Genomic DNA, 19,212 nt, shown 5'->3' with positions numbered 1-19,212 from the left:
TAGAAAATTTTATAGATTACGCTAATCATTATCTAATTTTCTAATTGACACATTTTCTAATTTAATCAACAAGCATATTTTTTACTTCGCTAAATTTCCCGTCAACATCTTCAATTTTCAAACCTAAAATATGCGCAATTAAAGGGTAAACAGAAACATTTTGAAAAGTAGCAACTTGTTTATTTACTTTAAAAGCCGGACCTTTTGCATAAAAAATGGCATGCATATCTTTCTCGTTATTATCATAACCATGCGTTCCGCCTTTTATATGCGTACTTTCTTTACTGACTAAACTATATCCTTTTTTAGCTTCGATAACAAAGTCATGCACGCGCGGATTGGTTCCGTAATGCAATCGTTTTGGAACTTCGCTTGATTTCCAGAATTTAATATTGGGTACTTTTTTTAAAGCTTTGGCAATAGAATCCTGAAATCCCGGTTTTGATTCCAAACTCATAATAGGATTAATTACATCTTTATAACCCAGCCATTCCGGCTTTAAGTAATCCAGAACAGCTACTTTTTTATTATTGCTAATGTCCGTCATTCCGTGATCTGAAACGATGATTAAATTGATTTGTTTTCCGATGGATAATTGATCAAGTCTTGAAGATAATTGCCCCATAATTGAATCCATTTTGTGAACCATTTTTTCATTCTCCGGAGAAAGCGGGCCAAAATTATGTCCCGTATGATCGGGTTCGTCAAAGTATAAAGTTACAAGATGAGGTCGTTGTTTTTCAGGAAGTTCTAACCATTTTATAACGGTGTCGATTCTGGTTTCATACGGAATTTTGCTGTCGTAATTTTTATAATAACTTGGTCTTCGTTTATCCAAATCAGAACCCGGCCAGAAAAAGAAGCCGTTTTTACACCTTGTTGTTCAGCTACATTCCAAATAGGATTTCCTCCATAAAATCTCGAATCATTTTTTGCATTTGATGATAATGAAAACGATTGGTTTAGAGTAGCATCATAAAAGACATTATTAATAATTCCGTGATGATCCGGATAAAGTCCAGTCACGATCGAATAATGATTTGGAAAAGTTTTGCTTGGATAAGAAGGTTTCATGGATTTTGCATGAACGCCTTCTTTTGCAATTTTATTCATGTTTTGAAGATGAAAATGTTTAGCATAATCCCAGCGAAATCCATCCATAGAAACCAAAACGACATAAGTTTCTTTGTTGGTTTGTGAATGTAAAAGCGTTGTAAAAATTAAGAGTGTAAAAGATAATAGGTGAGTAGTGAATTTTCTCATTTTGCAATTTTAATAGACTGTAAAGATACTGATAACCGATTTTTAAAAGAAAAAGAGAATGTTAAACTAAGTGAAAGTTTGCCACGAATTACAGGAATTTCCGCTAAATTTTTATGCGGAATTATAAGAAAATTAATTCGTGAAAATTCGTGTAATTTGTGGCGAAAAAAATCTTTTTAATCGTGCAATCTGTGGCAAAAAAAACGCCAGACATAAATCTGGCGTTTTAAATTTTAAGAAGTTAAGAACGATTACATCATTCCTGGCATACCGCCACCCATTGGCATTCCGCCTCCGTTTTCTTCTTTAATATCAATTAATGCGCATTCTGTAGTAAGGATCATTCCGGCAACAGAAGCAGCATTTTCTAATGCAACACGAGTTACTTTTTTAGGATCGATAATTCCAGCTTTAAGCATATCTACGTATTCATCAGTTTTGGCATTGTATCCAAAATCACCAGAACCTTCAGCAACTTTTGCTACAACTACAGAACCTTCAAGACCTGCATTTTCAACAATAGTTCTTAATGGAGATTCTACAGCGCGAGATACAATCTGAATTCCTGTAGCTTCGTCAGCGTTGTCAGCTTTAAGGTCAGCTAAAGCAGCTTTAGCTCTTAATAAAGCAACACCACCACCAGCAACAATTCCTTCTTCTACAGCAGCACGAGTTGCATGTAAAGCATCGTCAACTCTGTCTTTTTTCTCTTTCATTTCAACTTCAGAAGCAGCACCAACGTAAAGAACAGCAACACCACCAGCTAATTTAGCTAAACGTTCCTGTAATTTTTCTTTATCATAATCAGATGTAGTAGTTTCCATCTGACCTTTAATTTGGTTTACTCTGTTTTTGATGATATCCGCTTCACCAGCACCACTTACAATAGTAGTATTGTCTTTATCTATAGAAACTCTTTTTGCAGTTCCTAACATTTCGATAGTTGTATTTTCAAGTGTATAACCTCTTTCTTCAGAAATTACAGTTCCACCTGTTAAGATTGCGATATCTTCTAACATTGCTTTTCTTCTGTCTCCAAAACCTGGAGCTTTTACAGCAGCAATTTTAAGAGCACCTCTTAATTTGTTTACTACTAATGTAGAAAGAGCTTCTCCGTCAACATCTTCAGCAATAATTAATAATGGTTTTCCCGATTGAGCAACTGGCTCTAAAACAGGTAGTAATTCTTTTAAAGAAGATACTTTTTTGTCGTATAATAAGATGTATGGAGAGTCTAATTCAACTTCCATTTTCTCTGGGTTTGTTACGAAGTAAGGAGAAAGATATCCTCTGTCAAACTGCATACCTTCAACAACATCCACGAAAGTATCAGTTCCTTTAGCTTCTTCAACAGTAATTACGCCTTCTTTTCCAACTTTTGCGAAAGCAGTAGCGATTAATTCACCAATTACTTCGTCATTGTTTGCAGAGATAGAAGCAATTTGTTTGATTTTATCAGAATCGCTTCCAACAACTTTAGCTTGTTTTGCAAGGTCAGCAACGATAGCTTCAACAGCTTTATCGATACCACGTTTCAAATCCATTGGATTTGCACCTGCAGCAACGTTTTTCAAACCTTCTTTTACAATAGCCTGAGCCAAAACTGTTGCAGTTGTAGTTCCGTCACCTGCTAAATCATTAGTTTTAGAAGCTACTTCTTTAACCATTTGCGCCCCCATGTTTTCTAATGGGTCTTTTAATTCGATTTCTTTTGCAACCGAAACACCATCTTTAGTAACTGTTGGTCCACCAAATGATTTTCCGATGATTACGTTACGACCTTTTGGTCCAAGTGTTACTTTTACAGCATTTGCTAATGCATCAACACCACGTTTTAATCCGTCACGTGCTTCAATATCAAATTTTATATCTTTTGCCATTTTTTAATTTGCTTTAGGCAGTAGGCTTTAGGCTTTAAGCCTTCTACTGCTGAATTAATATTTGTTTTAATTTGTAAATTTTGCTTTTTATACTGTTGATTTTTTCTATGTGATTCTGTGCAATTTCATTATTAAGATATTGCAAATCTTTAGCTAAAATCAAAAGATATTCTGTTTCATTGGCAGAACCTAAGGCTATGTTGAGAAATTGATTAAATTCTTTGTCGCTATTTCTTCCACATCCTTCACTAATATTGGTTGGAATTGATGAAGAAGCTCTTCTAATCTGACTTGTCAAACCATATAATTCTTCTTTAGGAAAAGTAGAAGTCATTTTATAGATTTCTAATGTAAAAGAATGACTTAACTGCCAAATATCATATTTTTTAAAATCCCTCATTTTTTGTTAGCTTTAAGCTTTAGCCAATATGCTTTAAGCTTTTCAAGAAAGCCTATAGCTTACAGCTTATAGCATAAAGCGATTTAGATTATTGCTAAGATATCATCCTCACGCATAATCAAATAATCAGTTCCTTCAAGTTTTAATTCTGTTCCTGCATATTTACCATAAAGAACAGTATCGCCAACTTTTACGGTCATAGTGTGATCTTTAGAACCATTTCCTACAGCAACTACAGTTCCCTTTTGTGGTTTTTCTTTGGCAGTGTCCGGAATAAAAATCCCTGAGGCAGTTTTGGTTTCAGCTGCAACAGGCTCAATAAGTACGCGATCTGAAAGCGGTTTAATGTTTAAGGCCATGATTTTATATTATTATAAGTTATACGTTTTTTAATGTTCAATAAACTTTCAGAAATTATGCCATGCTCTAAAAACTGACATTATTTCCTAAAAAAATGCCAGCTTTGACAGGCTGGCATTTAATATTATTTCAAAATGATTATTTTGCTGCAGGTGCTGCCGGAGCAGGTGTTTGCTGTACCGGAGCTGCTGGTGTATTTGTTGCAGGAGCTTCTGTTTTTTCAATAAGTTTAGAATCAGTATCGCTTAATGATCCTGTAAAGCTTAAACTTGAAAGCAAGATTAGAGCAATCAAAATTGTAGCTAATGTCCAAGTACTTTTATCTAAAAAGTCAGTTGTTTTTTGTACTCCACCTAACATTTGAGTTCCACTAATTGTAGACGACAATCCGCCTCCTTTAGGGTTTTGAACCATAATTACTACGATCAATAGAAAACAAACTATTGTGATTAAAACTAAAAAAATTGAAAATGTGCTCATTGCTTACTTATTATTGTTATTTTGTTGTAAAATCTTTATATCCGAAATACGGTCTGCAAAGAAACTAATTTTTTCTGGATATTTCAAAATTAATATTTCATATGCTTGTATTGCCTTTGTATATTTTTTTTGTTCCAAATAAACACGGGCTAAAGTTTCGGTCATCAAATACGAATTGTCCTCTTGATTAATGTTAAATTGAATTGGAGGCAGCGTTATTGGATCTGATTTGATTGGCGAAATTTTAGGATTTGTTTCAATAAATTTATCAATCAGTTCTGCCTTTTTCTTTTTTTCGTCTTCAACTATTTCTGTTTCCGGAACTGTTTGTTTAATTGGTTCAGGAGTTCTCTCTACTTTTTGTGTATTTTCTTCAACTGTTTTTATATCTTCCTGAACAATTTCATTTGTTCTGTCAATAGGTTCCGGTCTTGCTAATTGCAGCCATTCCTGAAAAGAATGTTTCTCTTTTATCGAAAAATCTAAAGGCTTTCCTATTTCGAGATTTTCCTCGGCAATTTTTACAGTTTCTTCAAATTGTGTCTTTAGGATATTTTTTTCAATTATCGATTCTTCGATGCTATCTGTTATAATTTCCTTAGACTCTTCTATAAATATAGGTTCCTCAAGAATAAAATTAATTACTTCTTTAGGACTTTCTTCAAAAGTCGTTGGTTGATCCGGAATAGTAGGAATAACTTCGTTTGGTTTTTCTTCTGTAATTTTTACCTCTTCAAAAACAACGCTGGCAATTTCTTTATGCTGTTCTGTAATTTTTGGTGTATCGACAATAATAGCTGCAGCTTCTTTTTCTGCAGGTTTTGACTCTTCAAATATAACCGTTGTGGCTTCTTTGATTGAGTTATAGATTGATTCTTCTATAGGATCAATTCGTATTTCAGTGTGTTTTTTCGGTTCTTCAAAAACAACTGGTGCGATTTCTTCAATAGTAGAAACTGGTTTCTCAATAACAGGATCAAAGTTTTCTTTAATATCTTCTACTTCTTCATCATCTACTACTTCTTCAAAAAAAGTGTGTTTGGTTTCTTTAACTGGAATCACGATAGTTTCTTCCTTAATACTATCAATTGATTCGTCATGAGTTTTTAAGTCTTCAAAAACAGCAGGTTCTGTTTCTTCAACCGCAATTAAGACATCTTCTTTAATGATAATATCTTCTGTTTTTACGATTTCTTCATTAACAACCGATTTCTTCTCTTCAATCGTTATTGCATTAGCATCTTCAATACTATCTTCAGGTTTCTCTTCTGTCTTTATTGGTTCTTCAAAAACATTCGAAGTAGCTTGTTTTATAGATGTTAATATAGATTGCTCAATAGGATCAATTCTAACTTCGATACTTCTTTTAATTTCATCAGGCGAAACTACTTCGCTATCAAGAACATTAATATTTAAAAGATCACGAAGTTTTTTATCATAAAAATCATTTTGAATAGAAGTAAAAGTTTCCGAAGTAATGAAATCAAATAAAATAGAGCGATCTGCAGTATGTGCCGCAGTAACTTTTAATGCATAATTATACTTAAAACTATTTTGGTTAAAAAGCCCTTTTAATCGTAGCGCTCTCGCACTTTGAAAATACGGAAATTCAATCAAAACATTGCCTAATGCCTCCGTTTGCTTTTCTGTAATGGCATCGGGTTTGTTTATTAGGTATGTATAATCAGTTACATTCATTGTTTTTTTGTTTAATCGTTTGTTTTGTTTAACTGTTTAATCGTTTGTAAAACCGATTCAACGATTAACCGATTTAACAAATCAACTTTTTTACCATTTTGCTAATGACTCATTGAAAATATCCTGAGTAATCCTATCATAAATTTCTTTAATGGCAGCATTTAAAGAAGAGCCAACAAGTTGTGTTGTTCCCGGATAATCTTTGTAGAACTCAAATGTTTTTTCAAAATCATCTGTTTCTTTCTTTTTGTTTGTAAATCGAACATTTATACGAATTGTCAAACGGTTTTGTGCCGCTTGCTGGTCTGCTGTTGCAGTCATTGGTGTTGTTCTGTAATCTACGATCTCTCCTTCATAAGTTAAATCACCACCACTGCTTACTAAGTTTAAATTAGTTTGATTCTGAATTAAGTCTTGTAATGCCAATGTAAAATCTCTGTCGATTCCAGGTTCTATCAAATCAGCATTATTCTGAAAGAAATTTACCTGAAAAGTTTCAGCATCAATTTTTCCAGTTCCGGTAAAATTATAAACTCCACAGCCGCTAAAAGTCGTAGCAACTAATAGAATTAAAAGATATTTTAAGTTTTTCATTTTTTATTTTAAGAATTCATTTGCGAGTTCGCTCACGCTTCGGGTCAAAGATATAATTTTCGTTTAAAACATTTTGTGTCTTAGCGTCTTTGTGGCAAAACTATAAATCAAATTGTTTAATTTTTCTATATAAAGTTCTTTCAGAAATACCTAATTCATCTGCAGCAGCTTTACGTTTTCCTTTGTTTTTTTCTAATGATTTTTTGATCATTTCGATTTCTTTTTGTTCTAAACGTAAAATCTCTTCTTCTTCAATCGTTTCGGCAAACAAATAATTATCATCCTGAATCTGATAATTGTCTTCGCGCGTTGCAGGCGTCATAACAGCAGTTCTTGGTTCTTCTTCAAAATCTATTTCACTGTCATTTTCCTGCGAACCGTATATTTTCTGAATCAAATTCGGATTAATATCCTGAACTTTCGATGATCCATTTTTCATCAATTCTAAAGTGAGTTTTTTCAAATCGTTCAAATCACTTTTCATATCAAAAAGCACTTTGTACAAAATATCTCTTTCGGTACTAAAATCGCTTTCTTTCTTTTTATCATTAATTACAGATGGCAAATTACTTCCTTCAGTTGGCAAATACGATTGTAAAGTAGCCAATGTAATATCGCGATTGGTTTCTAAAACAGAAATCTGCTCGGCAACATTTCGTAATTGACGAATGTTTCCGTTCCATCTGAATTTTTGCAAAAGCTGAACCGCATCATCATCTAACTTTAACGGAGGCATTTTATATTTATGCGCAAAATCGGCAACAAATTTTCTAAACAATAAATGAATATCTTCGTTTCTTTCACGCAAAGGCGGCAAAGTGATTTCTACAGTAGTTAAACGATAGTATAAATCCTCACGAAATTTTCCTTTTTCAATTGCATTAAATAAATTCACATTCGTTGCTGCAACAATTCTCACATTGGTTTTTTGAACCTGAGAAGAACCTACTTTTATAAATTCTCCATTTTCAAGTACACGAAGCAAACGAACCTGAGTGGTTAAAGGCAATTCACCAACTTCATCCAGAAAAATAGTTCCGCCATCTGCCACTTCAAAATAACCTTCACGCGTGCTTGTGGCTCCGGTAAAAGCACCTTTTTCGTGTCCAAAAAGTTCACTGTCAATTGTTCCTTCTGGAATAGCTCCGCAGTTTACAGCAATATATTTACCATGCTTTCTGTGTGAAAGCGAATGAATTATTCTAGGAATATTTTCTTTACCAACACCACTTTCCCCAGTTACCATTACCGAAATATCAGTAGGAGCAACCTGAATGGCTTTTTCAATGGCGCGATTTAATTTCGGGTCATTCCCAATAATCTCAAATCGTTGTTTTATTGCTTGAACTGTTTCCATTTATGTTTTTTTCTTTTGCCACAGATTAAATGATTAACTCAGATTCTCTAAATTATAAAATATATCTTTTATGCTGAAGAGATTTTGTTTGAAAGTTAATAAGTAATCCCAATTCTGAACCTGACAATTTTATATAGTTTAAAATCTGAGCGATATGTTCACTCGAAAATTCTTTTATTGCTTTTACCTCTAAAACAATATCTTCATTAATAATGAAGTCAGCATAAAACTTATGAGGCAAGATTTTACCTTTGTATTCAATTGAATATTCCTTTTCTCTTTCAAATGGAATATTATTTTCCTTAAATTCTATTTCTAAAGCATCTTTGTATACTATTTCTAATAATCCTGGTCCAAGATTATTATGAACTTCCATACATATTCCAATAATCTTATAAGTCTCTTTTTCTCTATAATATTGCATAATCTAATTAATTTTTACCATTACATTAAAAATAAGAAAAATAATACAAAAAATCATTTTAATCATTTAATCTGTGGCAAAAAAATTAATTCATCTCAGAATAACCTACCGCTTCACCTTTTAATGTCCCGCTAGTACAACTTGTGATTTTTACGTTTACGAAATCTCCAATTTTGTAATTCTCTTTCGGGAAAACAACTGTAATGCTTTGAGAGTTTCTTCCTGAGAATTCTTCTTTTGATTTTTTAGAAACTTTTTCTACAAGAACTTCAACAATTTGTCCAACGAATTCTTCGCTTCTAAACCAGGCATGTTTTTGTTGTAAATCGACAATTTCCTGCAATCTTCTGGCTTTAGTTTCTTCAGGAACATCATCTTCCATTTTTCTTCCGGCCAAAGTTCCCGGACGTTCAGAGTATGAATACATATAACCAAAATTATATTTCACATATTCCATTAAACTCATGGTATCCTGATGATCTTGTTCCGTTTCTGTTGGAAAACCGGCAATCATATCTTGTGAAATCGAAGCATTTGGAATAATTGCTCTGATTTTATCAATCAAAGTCATGTATTCTTCACGAGTGTGCAAACGATTCATTTCTTTTAAAATTCTATTGCTTCCAGATTGAACAGGCAAGTGTATGTGTTTACAAATATTTGGATATTTAGCGATCACATGCAAAATACTTTCATGCATATCCTGCGGATTAGAAGTCGAAAATCTGATTCTCATTTTTGGGAAACCTACTGCAACCATTTCAAGTAACTGATCAAAATCTACTGCCGTTGCTTTTTGCATTTCAGAGGCGTTTACAAAATCTTTTTTCAAACCGCCGCCGTACCAAAGATAACTGTCAACGTTTTGACCTAAAAGTGTAATTTCCTTAAAGCCTTTATCCCATAAATCCTGAATTTCTTTCATGATACTTTGTGGCTCACGGCTACGCTCACGTCCGCGTGTAAAAGGTACAACGCAAAACGTACACATATTGTCGCAACCACGGGTAATCGAAACCAAAGCTGTAATTCCATTACTCATCAAACGAACCGGTGAAATATCTCCGTATGTTTCCTCTTTCGATAAAATGACATTGATAGCGTCACGGCCTTCTTCAACTTCTGCCAATAAATTGGGTAAATCTTTGTAAGCATCAGGACCAACAACAAGGTCGACTATTTTTTCTTCCTCTAGAAACTGACTTTTCAAACGTTCGGCCATACAGCCTAGAACGCCTACTTTCATTTTCGGGTTAATACGTTTTACTGCATTATATTTTTCCAGACGTTTACGAATAGTCTGTTCTGCCTTATCTCGAATTGAGCAGGTATTTACCAGAACCAAGTCTGCTTCTTCAAGAGTTTGAGTAGTATTATATCCGTTAATCGATAAAATGGAAGCTACGACCTCACTGTCCGAAAAATTCATCGCACAACCGTAACTTTCTATAAAAAGTTTTTTTGTATTCTCAGGCTTATTCTCCAAAACAAGACTTTCGCCCTGTTTACTTTCTTCAATAATCTTTTCCATTGTATAAATTCAAAGTGCAAAGATAACGCAAAAGGTATAATTGTGACAAGATGGCAGGAAAAAGATTTTAGAATTCTGTCCCGAAGCCTCGGGATAGATTTTAGATAGGTTTATAGCGCCTATAGAAGCCTTTTCTTTAATAAACTTAGTTTCAGATTAAAGGATTAAAAAAGATTCTCAAAGCTTAGCTAACTTTCTTTGAAAATTTTCAGCTCAAATTAAACTTAGCAAACTTTGTGTAAAACCTTTTCGACCTCTGCGGTAAAATTTTAGTGTTTCCAAAAGCATGTAGTATATAAATAATCTAAAAGCTATAAGTCTGAAGCTACAATTTAAAATTCCTTCTAAGAAGTTTACTGTTAAAAAAAGAGCATATCTGAATCGTACTTTCTTTAAAAGTTATACCTATATATATAATGCATTACTTTACAGATAAATCTGCAATTTTTAGAAACATAATATCAAAATACCTCAAAAATGCATTATCAAGGTTGATATTTAAAAAAAACTTCTACTTTTGTTGCAGAAAAATAGATCAATGGCAAAGAATTTAGTAATAGTGGAATCACCTGCAAAGGCGAAAACGATAGAGAAATTTCTAGGAAGTGATTTTCAGGTCGAGTCTAGTTATGGACACATAGCCGACTTACCATCAAAGGAAATAGGGGTAGATGTTGAAAATGGATTTAAACCTAAATACGAAGTTTCTCCTGATAAAAAAGCCTTAGTAAGTAAATTAAAGACACTATCTAAAAATGCCGAAATGGTTTGGCTAGCAAGCGATGAGGACCGCGAAGGAGAAGCTATTTCATGGCACTTGGCGGAAGAATTAAAACTAGATGTAAAAAAACCAAACGAATTGTTTTTCATGAGATTACCAAATCTGCGATTCTTAAAGCAATCGAGAATCCACGAGAAATTGATTATAATTTAGTAAATGCACAACAGGCACGTCGTGTTTTGGATCGTTTAGTAGGTTATGAATTATCTCCGGTTTTATGGAGAAAAATTAAAGGAGGACTTTCTGCCGGACGTGTACAGTCAGTTTCTGTTCGTTTGATTGTAGAAAGAGAACGCGAAATCCAGAATTTCAACGCAGTTGCCAGTTATTCTGTTGTTGCAGAATTCGTAAATGAGGCAGGGAAAGCTTTCAAAGCCAAATTACCAAAAAATTTCAATACTAAAAAAGAAGCCGAAGATTTCTTAAAACAAAACATCGGATCACAATATAAGGTAGCAGATTTAGAAACTAAACCTACCAAAAAATCTCCAACAGCACCATTTACAACTTCTACATTGCAACAAGAAGCTGCAAGAAAATTGTATTTGCCGGTAGGAATCACCATGCAGCTTGCACAGCGTTTGTACGAAGCCGGACTTATTACTTATATGAGAACGGATAGTGTGAACCTTTCTAAAGATGCAATGGATGCTGCCGAAGCTGAAATTATAAAATCATACGGAAAAGAGTTTTCAAAACCTCGAACTTTTGCCAATAAAAGCAAAGGAGCACAAGAAGCGCACGAAGCAATTCGTCCGACGGATATGTCGCGTCATACCGTAAATATTGATCGTGATCAGGCACGTTTGTATGATTTGATCTGGAAAAGAACGTTGGCGTCTCAAATGAGTGATGCACAATTAGAAAGAACAAATGTAAAAATTGAAGCTAATAATCACGATGAACTTTTTACGGCTTCTGGAGAAGTTTTGCTTTTTGAAGGTTTCCTGAAAGTTTATCTTGAAGGGCATGATGATGATGAGGAAGAACAAGAAGGAATGCTGCCTGCATTAAAAGTAAACGAAAAGTTAGTAAACAATTATATTACGGCTACAGAAAGATATTCAAGGCCACCGGCTCGTTATACAGAGGCATCTTTGGTGAAAAAATTGGAAGAATTAGGAATTGGTCGTCCGTCTACGTACGCACCAACTATTTCGACTATCATCAACAGAAATTATGTTGAAAAAGGAACTCTTGAGGGTCAGGAACGTAATTATACGCAACTTACTTTGCAAACTGGTAAAGTGGGAGAGAAGTTGCTGAAAGAAAATACAGGTTCTGATAAAGGAAAATTAGTTCCAACAGATATCGGAACAATTGTTACTGATTTCTTGGTTAAAAATTTCGGAAACATCCTTGATTATAATTTTACAGCAAAAGTAGAACAGGATTTTGACGAAATTGCCGAAGGAAATATTGACTGGGCAACCATGATGCAGGAATTCTACAATAAATTCCACCCAAATGTAAAAGAAGTTGAAGCTAACGCAGAACGTGAAAGTGGAGAAAGAATTTTGGGTAAAGATGCTGACGGAAGACAAGTATCTGTACGTTTAGGAAAATTTGGACCAATGGCTCAAATTGGAGAAGCAGACGATGAAGATAAAAAGTTTGCAAGCTTAATGTCTGATCAGAATATTGGAAACATTACGCTTGAAGAAGCTTTAAATTTATTCTTGCTTCCTAAAAGTTTAGGTGAATATAAAGGAGAAGAAGTAGAGGTGAGTAATGGCCGTTATGGACCTTACGTGCGTCATGGAAGTGTTTTTATTTCCCTGCCAAGAGGAGAAGATCCACTTGGAGTTTCTAAAGAAAGAGCTCAGGAATTAATTGACGAAAAAGCACTTGCTGATGCGCCAATTGCAGTATATAAAGGAGAAGCTGTTCAAAAAGGTGTGGGACGTTTTGGTCCTTTTATTAAGTGGAACGGTCTTTTTGTAAACGTAAGCAAAAAATACAATTTTGATAATTTATCGCAACAAGATGTTGAAGAATTAATTGAAGATAAATTACAGAAAAATATAGATAAAGTTCTTCACAATTGGGAAGATGAAGGAATTTTGGTTGAAAAAGCACGTTGGGGTCGTTCGGTGATTACAAAAGGTAAGATCAAAATTGAATTAAGCAAAGATGTTGATGCTACACAATTGACATTAGCTCAGGTTCAGGAAATGATTGCAGCTAAAACTCCGGCAAAGAAAACACCAGCAAAAAAAGCAACAACCGCAAAAAAAGCACCGGCTAAAAAAGCAGCTGCAAAAAAGAAATAAAAAATGGAATTTGATTTTCTAGAACCAGTTAACGAAGGAATTTTAAAATTCATTAGTTCGTTGTCTTCTCAAGAATTGGGTAGCAAAATTGTTTTGCACACACAGGATCAGTTTCCGGATATTAGCAAAATTACTATTGCTATTGTTGGAGTTTTAGAAGATCGTAGAAATATTGATATCGTTAATGAAGTAAACCTGACGGCTGTTCGTAAAAAGCTTTATGGCATGTTTCCGGGTAATTGGGATGCTTCTATTGCTGACTTGGGAGATATTCTTGCAGGCGATTCAGTTGAGGATACTTATTTTGCACTTAAGAAGGTAACTTCGGCATTAATTAAGAATAAAGTGATTCCTATAGTCCTGGGAGGTTCACAGGATTTAACCTATGCTTTGTATCGTGCTTATGATGATTTAGAGCAAATGGTTAATATGGTTGCTGTGGATAACAGATTTGATTTTGGCAAGGAAAATGAGACGGTTTCTGCCAATTCATATCTTACAAAAATCATAATTGATGAGCCAAATAACCTTTTTAATTATTGTAATATCGGTTATCAAACCTATTACAATTCTCAGGAAGAAATTGATTTGATAGAAAAATTGTTCTTTGATGCATACCGATTAGGTGAAATTTCGAATAATATAGCTCTGGCAGAACCTGTTTTTAGAGATGCTGATTTAGTTAGTATCGATTTGAATTCAGTAAAATCATCTGCTTCGGGTAATAATATTAATTTTGAACCTAATGGTTTTAACGGTAAAGAGATCTGTGCTTTAGCAAGATACGCGGGAATTAGCGATAAAGTTTCGTTATTTGGAATCTTTAATCACAATAATACCGTATATGAGTCTGCAATGATTGCGCAAATTATTTGGTATTTTATAGAAGGGTATCATTATCGTTCTAAAGAGTATCCTTTTGGAAGCAGAACGAACTATTTGAAATATATAGTTCCAATGGAAGATGAAGAATTAATTTTTTATAAAAGTGACAAAACTGATCGTTGGTGGATCGAAATTCCATTTGAATCAAATGGTCACAATAAATTGAAAAGAAATACGTTATTACCCTGTTCTTACGACGAATATTTGTGCGCTTGCAACCAAGAATTGCCGGAAAGATGGTGGAAGGCGCAGAGAAAAAACGCTTTGTAGAGCAAAAATTTAACGAAAATCAGAAAAATAGAATTTTTGTGAAAAATTGTTAAATAAATTTAGTAAGTTAATATTTATAAAATATAAAATTTAACGTTTTACGTCGGTTTTTTGCGTTAGTTTATCGACAAAATATTTTTTTTATTTTATTTAACATTATTTTTGAACGGTGAAATAAATTTCGTGAGTAGTGTTGTTTTTTTAATAAATAATAAATACGTTTACGGACTTATAATAATGAATAGATAATCCCAAATTTATATGAAGAAGTTTATTGCATTTACAGCAATTTTAACACTAGTAATCGGCTGTGGTAAGTCAGGTGACAAAGGAGAGTTAGTTGGTGTTACAGGAGGGAAATGGCATCCCGAAAAGCCATATGGAATGACTTTGGTTCCAGGCGGATCTTTTATCATGGGTAAATCAGATGCTGATTTAGCTAATGTTGAGGATGCTCCAACTAAAACTGTAACAGTTCGTTCGTTTTACATGGATGAAACTGAAATCACTAACAGTGAGTATCGTCAATTTGTAGAATGGGTAAAAGATTCTACAATGAGAGTGCGTTTGGCTATTTTAGCTGATGAAACTGGTCAAAAAGCATCATCAGATGGTAAAGGTAAAAAAGCTGGAAGTATTGCTGATTATGCATTTAACGATTCTGAGCCAGATAAAATGACGGCTTACGATAAGTATATGTATGATAACTACTATAGCGTTGGAACAAAAGATGATCCTTATGCTGGTAGAAAATTAAACAAAAAAGTTAAGTTAATTAAAGATACAAAAGGTTATCCGGATGAGTATTATACTGAGGTAATGGACTCTATGTATTTGCCAATTGAAGAATCATATAATGGTTTAAGAACAGTTGATGTAAATAAATTGAAATTCCGTTATTCTTGGATGGATATCCAGGCTGCAGCAAAAGCTAAAGTTGGAAAAAGAAAAGACTTTGTAAAAACAGAACAAGTGAGAATTTATCCTGATACTACAGTGTGGATTAAGGATTTTGCTTACTCATATAATGAGCCAATGCATAATGATTATTTCTGGCACAAAGCTTACGGAGATTACCCTGTTGTTGGAGTTACATGGAAACAAGCAAAAGCATTTTGTGCTTGGAGAACTTTAAATAAAAACAGCTACATTAAATCTAAGAAAAAAGGACGTGACTTAGTAAACTCTTTCAGATTGCCAACTGAGGCAGAATGGGAGTATGCTGCAAGAGGAGGTCTGGAATCTGCTACTTATCCTTGGGGAGGTCCTTATACTAAAAGTGACAGAGGTTGTTTCTTAGCAAACTTTAAACCAAGCAGAGGAGATTATGCTGCTGATGAAGCTTTGTATACAGTTGAGGCTAAATCATATGAAGTAAATGGTTACGGATTATACAACATGGCAGGAAACGTTTCAGAATGGACGGATTCAGCTTATAATCCAAATGCTTACGAATATGTTTCTACAATGAACCCTAACGTAATTGATGGAAACAACCAAAGAAAAGTGGTTCGTGGAGGATCTTGGAAAGACGTTGCTTACTTCCTACAAGTAAGTACTCGTGATCACGAATACGCAGATTCTGCTAGAAGTTATATTGGTTTCAGAACTGTACAAGATTACATGGGAACTCAAGTAACGGGCGGAAAAAAGAAAAAGTAAATTATAATTAAATCAATAACCAAATCGAATCTATTTTAAATTAAAACCTAAAAAAAATTATCATTATGGCATTATTAAGTAAAAAAGCAATGAATTTCGCTTATGGTATGGGAGCGGCAGTAGTAATCGTTGGAGCATTATTCAAAATTACTCACTTTGAAATTGGACCATTAACAGGTACTGTAATGCTTTCTGTGGGATTATTAACTGAAGCGTTAATCTTTGCCCTTTCTGCTTTCGAACCAGTTGAAGATGAATTAGACTGGACACTTGTTTACCCGGAATTAGCTAACGGACAAGCTAGACAAAAAGCTGACAAAGTAGAAACTCCTTCTGATGCTCAAGGATTATTGTCTCAAAAATTAGACGTAATGTTAAAAGAAGCTAAAATTGACGGTGAGTTAATGTCAAGTTTAGGAAACAGTATCAAAAATTTCGAATCAGCTGCTAAAGGAATTGCTCCTACTGTAGATTCAATCGCTTCTACTAAAAAATATAGCGAAGAGTTATCTATGGCTGCTGCTCAAATGGAATCATTAAACAGCTTATACAAAGTTCAATTAGAAAGTGCTTCAAGAAATGCTGAAGCTAATAAAGAAATTGCTGACAATGCATCTAAATTAAAAGAACAAATGCAATCTATGACTGCAAACATTGCTTCTTTAAACAGTGTTTACGGTGGTATGCTTTCTGCAATGAGTAACAAAGGATAATTAGTTTTTGACTATTATATTAAAATTATTAATAAGAACTAATTAGAAAAAAATGGCAGGAGGAAAATTAACCCCTAGACAGAAGATGATTAACCTGATGTATCTGGTTTTCATCGCAATGTTGGCAATGAACGTATCGAAAGAAGTAATTTCTGCTTTTGGTTTGATGAATGAAAAATTTGAAGATGCAAACACTTCTTCAGTTGCAACAAACACTTCATTATTGACATCTTTAGATCAAAAAGCTGCTGAAGCAAAAGGAGAATTCGCTATTGCTGCAGTAACTGCTCACAAAGTAGAAGCTATCTCAAAAGGATTTTATGATTATATAGCAACTTTAAAGGCTCAATCTATCAAAGGTTTTGAAGTAGAAAAAGAAACTGGAAAATTGCCATATGAGGCAATGGATAGAGGAGATAATATCGACGACTGGTTCACAGGAGACGGTTACACTAAAAAAGGTAACGATATTATTGCTGCAATTCAAAAATACAAAGCAGACATGAAAGCTGCTTTAGGAACAGATAAAAAATATGCTCCAATTATTGCAGAGATTGAGAAAAAATTCGATGTTTCTGATGTAAAAAATAAAGAAGGTGTAAAACAAAAATACTTAGATTACCACTTTAAAGGTTTCCCTGCAATTGCTTCGGCTGCAAAACTTTCAACTTGGCAAAATGACGTTAAAAAAGCTGAAACTGATGTTTACAACAGTGCTCTAGGAAAAGCTGCGGTTGCTGCTGCTTCTTACAGTAATTATCAGGCGATCGTTGTTTTAGATAAAAATGCTTATTTCCAAGGAGAAAAAGTAACTGGTAAAGTAGTTTTAGGTCGTTATGACGAAAATACAAAACCAACTTCATTCCAAGGTCCTGGACAAATTGTTAACGGACAAGCTGTTATTTCATTAACTGCAGGTGGTGTTGGAGAGCAAGATATTAATGGACAATTTACATTCTTAGAGGATGGTAAAAACATTCCACTTAAATTTGCTGGAAAATATGTTGTAGTGCCAAGACCTAACTCAGCTACTATTTCTGCTGATAAAATGAATGTTGTTTATAGAGGAGTTGTTAATCCAATTTCTGTATCTTTTGCTGGTGTTGATGCTAACAAAATTGTTGCAAGCGCGCCAGGATTAGCTTCTGCTGGTAAACCAGGTAAATATAATATGAGCCCGGGTCAAGGAACAGAAGCTACAATTTCTGTTACAGGAACATTACCAAACGGAGATAAAGTTACAGATAAGAAAACATTTAGAATTAAAGGTATTCCTGGACCAACAGGTACAATTAGAGGTGAAATGGGTGTTGTTAAAGGGCCTAAATCTAACTTAGAAATTGCTACAATTGGTGCTAAATTACTTGATTTTGATTTCGAAGTTGGTTTAGATGTTGTTGGATTTAACTTAAAAGTTACTGGACAACCTACAGTTGTTGTTTCTGGTAACAGATTAAATGCACAATGCAAGCAAATTCTTTCAAGAGCTGGAAAAGGAGATCAGGTTACTATTTCTGAAATTAAAACTAAACTTGTTGGAGCTGGTAGTTATTTATTACCAAGAACTGCTCCGGTAATTTACGAAATACAATAATAAAGTAGGTAAAACTACGTTCAATATCTTATAATGATACCACGATGAAAGTAAGAAATTTTTTAATAGCTATTGTTTCTATTGCAGGAGGATTTGCTGCTAACGCGCAATCTAATTTGCTTAATGCAAAAACACCTGCACAAATAGGACTTAAGACTCCTGCACAGCTTATCTCAGATAATGACAAACCGTTAGCTTACGGTTATGTAGATGACAGAGATGTATTGATGGGAAAAACTACTTGGGAAATCATTGATTTGAATGAGAAAATTAATTTTCCATTATACTTTCCGGTAGATACTGCTAACATTGGTGCTGACAGACGTTCATTATATGACGTTTTGACTAAAGCTATGAAAAATGGCAAGATAACTGAAGTGTACTCTGATAGTTATTTCAATACTAAAAAATCTTTGAAAGATATTGAAGGTTCATTATCTCGTATTGATACAACAGATGCTGGTAGAGAGTTAATCAATCAATATCCTGATGACTACAAAACACGTGTTGTGAAGAAAAAAGTAGTTACTGGTACTGGTAAAAAGAAAGTGGTTACTTATGTTGATGAAACAGTTGGGCCAACAAGAACAGTTCCTGCTGAGTATGTCTTAAGACAGGATCTTACTTCTGCAGATGTTACACAATACAAAATTAAAGGATACTGGTATTTTGACAAACGTCAGAGTGAATTGAAGTATCGTTTATTAGGTATTTGCCCTGTAACTCCGGACGTTTATACTATGAACAGTGACGAAAAGGACTATATTGAGTTGTTCTGGATTTTCTATCCTAATTCAAGAGAAGCTTTGCATGAAGCAAAAGCTTTTAACGATAGCAATTCAGCATTACCAATTTCTTTCGATCAAATTTTAAATTCAAGACGTTTTAATGCTGTTGTCTACAAAGAAGAAAACTTGTACGGAGATCGCGAGATCAAAGAATACATGAAGGATAATGCACAAAATCAATTGTTAGAATCTGAGAGAGTGAAAGAGAAAATCCGTAACTTCGAGCAAGATATGTGGAACTACTAAGTTCTAAATCAAA

14 protein-coding genes and 2 pseudogenes are annotated in these 19,212 nt (G+C 33.9%); 6 read left to right on the top strand and 10 right to left on the bottom strand.

Annotation, left to right across the window (positions count from 1 at the left end):
- Positions 1-61: 61 nt before the first annotated feature.
- The 10 genes and pseudogenes from ACZZZT_RS23495 to miaB all read right to left on the bottom strand — a co-directional run bounded on the left by ACZZZT_RS23495 (position 62) and on the right by miaB (position 9,987).
- Positions 62-1,161: pseudogene (locus ACZZZT_RS23495) on the bottom strand (alkaline phosphatase family protein).
- A gap of 353 nt (positions 1,162-1,514) precedes the next feature.
- Positions 1,515-3,143, bottom strand: a complete 1,629-nt coding sequence (gene groL, locus ACZZZT_RS23490; protein WP_073397125.1) for a chaperonin GroEL — start codon at positions 3,141-3,143, stop codon at positions 1,515-1,517.
- Positions 3,144-3,186: 43 nt separating this feature from the next.
- A complete protein-coding gene (locus ACZZZT_RS23485) occupies positions 3,187-3,543 on the bottom strand; it encodes a four helix bundle protein (protein WP_073397126.1) in 357 nt (118 codons plus the stop codon).
- Between the two features lie 83 nt (positions 3,544-3,626).
- The gene (locus ACZZZT_RS23480) at positions 3,627-3,902 is read right to left on the bottom strand and encodes a co-chaperone GroES (RefSeq protein ID WP_012023920.1); all 276 of its coding nucleotides are present in this window, start codon (positions 3,900-3,902) and stop codon (positions 3,627-3,629) included.
- Between the two features lie 139 nt (positions 3,903-4,041).
- A complete protein-coding gene (gene secG, locus ACZZZT_RS23475) occupies positions 4,042-4,383 on the bottom strand; it encodes a preprotein translocase subunit SecG (protein ID WP_042563867.1) in 342 nt (113 codons plus the stop codon).
- A 3-nt stretch (positions 4,384-4,386) separates the two neighbouring features.
- Complete coding sequence (locus ACZZZT_RS23470; RefSeq protein ID WP_463462492.1) at positions 4,387-5,472, bottom strand: tetratricopeptide repeat protein; 1,086 nt, start codon at positions 5,470-5,472, stop codon at positions 4,387-4,389.
- Between the two features lie 699 nt (positions 5,473-6,171).
- A complete protein-coding gene (locus tag ACZZZT_RS23465) occupies positions 6,172-6,675 on the bottom strand; it encodes an LptE family protein (protein WP_042563869.1) in 504 nt (167 codons plus the stop codon).
- A gap of 100 nt (positions 6,676-6,775) precedes the next feature.
- The gene (locus tag ACZZZT_RS23460) at positions 6,776-8,032 is read right to left on the bottom strand and encodes a sigma-54 interaction domain-containing protein (protein WP_073397354.1); all 1,257 of its coding nucleotides are present in this window, start codon (positions 8,030-8,032) and stop codon (positions 6,776-6,778) included.
- Between the two features lie 52 nt (positions 8,033-8,084).
- Positions 8,085-8,456 carry a GxxExxY protein gene (locus ACZZZT_RS23455; RefSeq protein WP_463462137.1) on the bottom strand — a complete coding sequence of 124 codons (372 nt, stop codon included), beginning with the start codon at positions 8,454-8,456 and terminating at the stop codon, positions 8,085-8,087.
- 85 nt (positions 8,457-8,541) lie between these two features.
- Positions 8,542-9,987 carry a tRNA (N6-isopentenyl adenosine(37)-C2)-methylthiotransferase MiaB gene (miaB, locus tag ACZZZT_RS23450; protein ID WP_463462136.1) on the bottom strand — a complete coding sequence of 482 codons (1,446 nt, stop codon included), beginning with the start codon at positions 9,985-9,987 and terminating at the stop codon, positions 8,542-8,544.
- Positions 9,988-10,525: 538 nt separating this feature from the next.
- Here miaB and topA point away from each other — a divergent pair.
- The 6 genes and pseudogenes from topA (at position 10,526) to porN (ending at position 19,199) form a co-directional block, all read left to right on the top strand.
- Positions 10,526-13,041, top strand: a pseudogene (gene topA / locus ACZZZT_RS23445) (type I DNA topoisomerase).
- Between the two features lie 3 nt (positions 13,042-13,044).
- Entirely contained in the window at positions 13,045-14,196 is a 1,152-nt protein-coding gene (locus ACZZZT_RS23440) for a formimidoylglutamase (protein WP_463462135.1), read from the top strand.
- Between the two features lie 261 nt (positions 14,197-14,457).
- Positions 14,458-15,858, top strand: coding sequence for a T9SS ring complex lipoprotein PorK/GldK (gene porK / locus ACZZZT_RS23435; protein ID WP_463462134.1), 1,401 nt, complete (start codon positions 14,458-14,460; stop codon positions 15,856-15,858).
- Between the two features lie 65 nt (positions 15,859-15,923).
- Complete coding sequence (porL, locus tag ACZZZT_RS23430) at positions 15,924-16,571, top strand: type IX secretion system motor protein PorL/GldL (RefSeq protein WP_463462133.1); 648 nt, start codon at positions 15,924-15,926, stop codon at positions 16,569-16,571.
- 52 nt (positions 16,572-16,623) lie between these two features.
- Entirely contained in the window at positions 16,624-18,165 is a 1,542-nt protein-coding gene (gene porM, locus ACZZZT_RS23425) for a type IX secretion system motor protein PorM/GldM (protein ID WP_042563877.1), read from the top strand.
- Positions 18,166-18,209: 44 nt separating this feature from the next.
- Positions 18,210-19,199, top strand: a complete 990-nt coding sequence (gene porN / locus ACZZZT_RS23420; RefSeq protein WP_042563878.1) for a type IX secretion system ring subunit PorN/GldN — start codon at positions 18,210-18,212, stop codon at positions 19,197-19,199.
- The last annotated feature ends 13 nt before the right edge of the window (positions 19,200-19,212 follow it).

This window comes from Flavobacterium sp. AC274 (assembly GCF_979258275.1).
This window is presented reverse-complemented; position numbering and strand designations above follow the sequence as displayed.

Bases quoted from the DNA above. Each gene is read 5' to 3' on its own strand.
- groL (WP_073397125.1), bottom strand. From the start codon at position 3,143: ATGGCAAAAGATATAAAATTTGATATTGAAGCACGTGACGGATTAAAA.
- ACZZZT_RS23485 (WP_073397126.1), bottom strand. From the start codon at position 3,543: ATGAGGGATTTTAAAAAATATGATATTTGGCAGTTAAGTCATTCTTTT.
- ACZZZT_RS23480 (WP_012023920.1), bottom strand. From the start codon at position 3,902: ATGGCCTTAAACATTAAACCGCTTTCAGATCGCGTACTTATTGAGCCT.
- secG (WP_042563867.1), bottom strand. From the start codon at position 4,383: ATGAGCACATTTTCAATTTTTTTAGTTTTAATCACAATAGTTTGTTTT.
- ACZZZT_RS23465 (WP_042563869.1), bottom strand. From the start codon at position 6,675: ATGAAAAACTTAAAATATCTTTTAATTCTATTAGTTGCTACGACTTTT.
- ACZZZT_RS23460 (WP_073397354.1), bottom strand. From the start codon at position 8,032: ATGGAAACAGTTCAAGCAATAAAACAACGATTTGAGATTATTGGGAAT.
- ACZZZT_RS23455 (WP_463462137.1), bottom strand. From the start codon at position 8,456: ATGCAATATTATAGAGAAAAAGAGACTTATAAGATTATTGGAATATGT.
- miaB (WP_463462136.1), bottom strand. From the start codon at position 9,987: ATGGAAAAGATTATTGAAGAAAGTAAACAGGGCGAAAGTCTTGTTTTG.
- ACZZZT_RS23440 (WP_463462135.1), top strand. From the start codon at position 13,045: ATGGAATTTGATTTTCTAGAACCAGTTAACGAAGGAATTTTAAAATTC.
- porK (WP_463462134.1), top strand. From the start codon at position 14,458: ATGAAGAAGTTTATTGCATTTACAGCAATTTTAACACTAGTAATCGGC.
- porL (WP_463462133.1), top strand. From the start codon at position 15,924: ATGGCATTATTAAGTAAAAAAGCAATGAATTTCGCTTATGGTATGGGA.
- porM (WP_042563877.1), top strand. From the start codon at position 16,624: ATGGCAGGAGGAAAATTAACCCCTAGACAGAAGATGATTAACCTGATG.
- porN (WP_042563878.1), top strand. From the start codon at position 18,210: ATGAAAGTAAGAAATTTTTTAATAGCTATTGTTTCTATTGCAGGAGGA.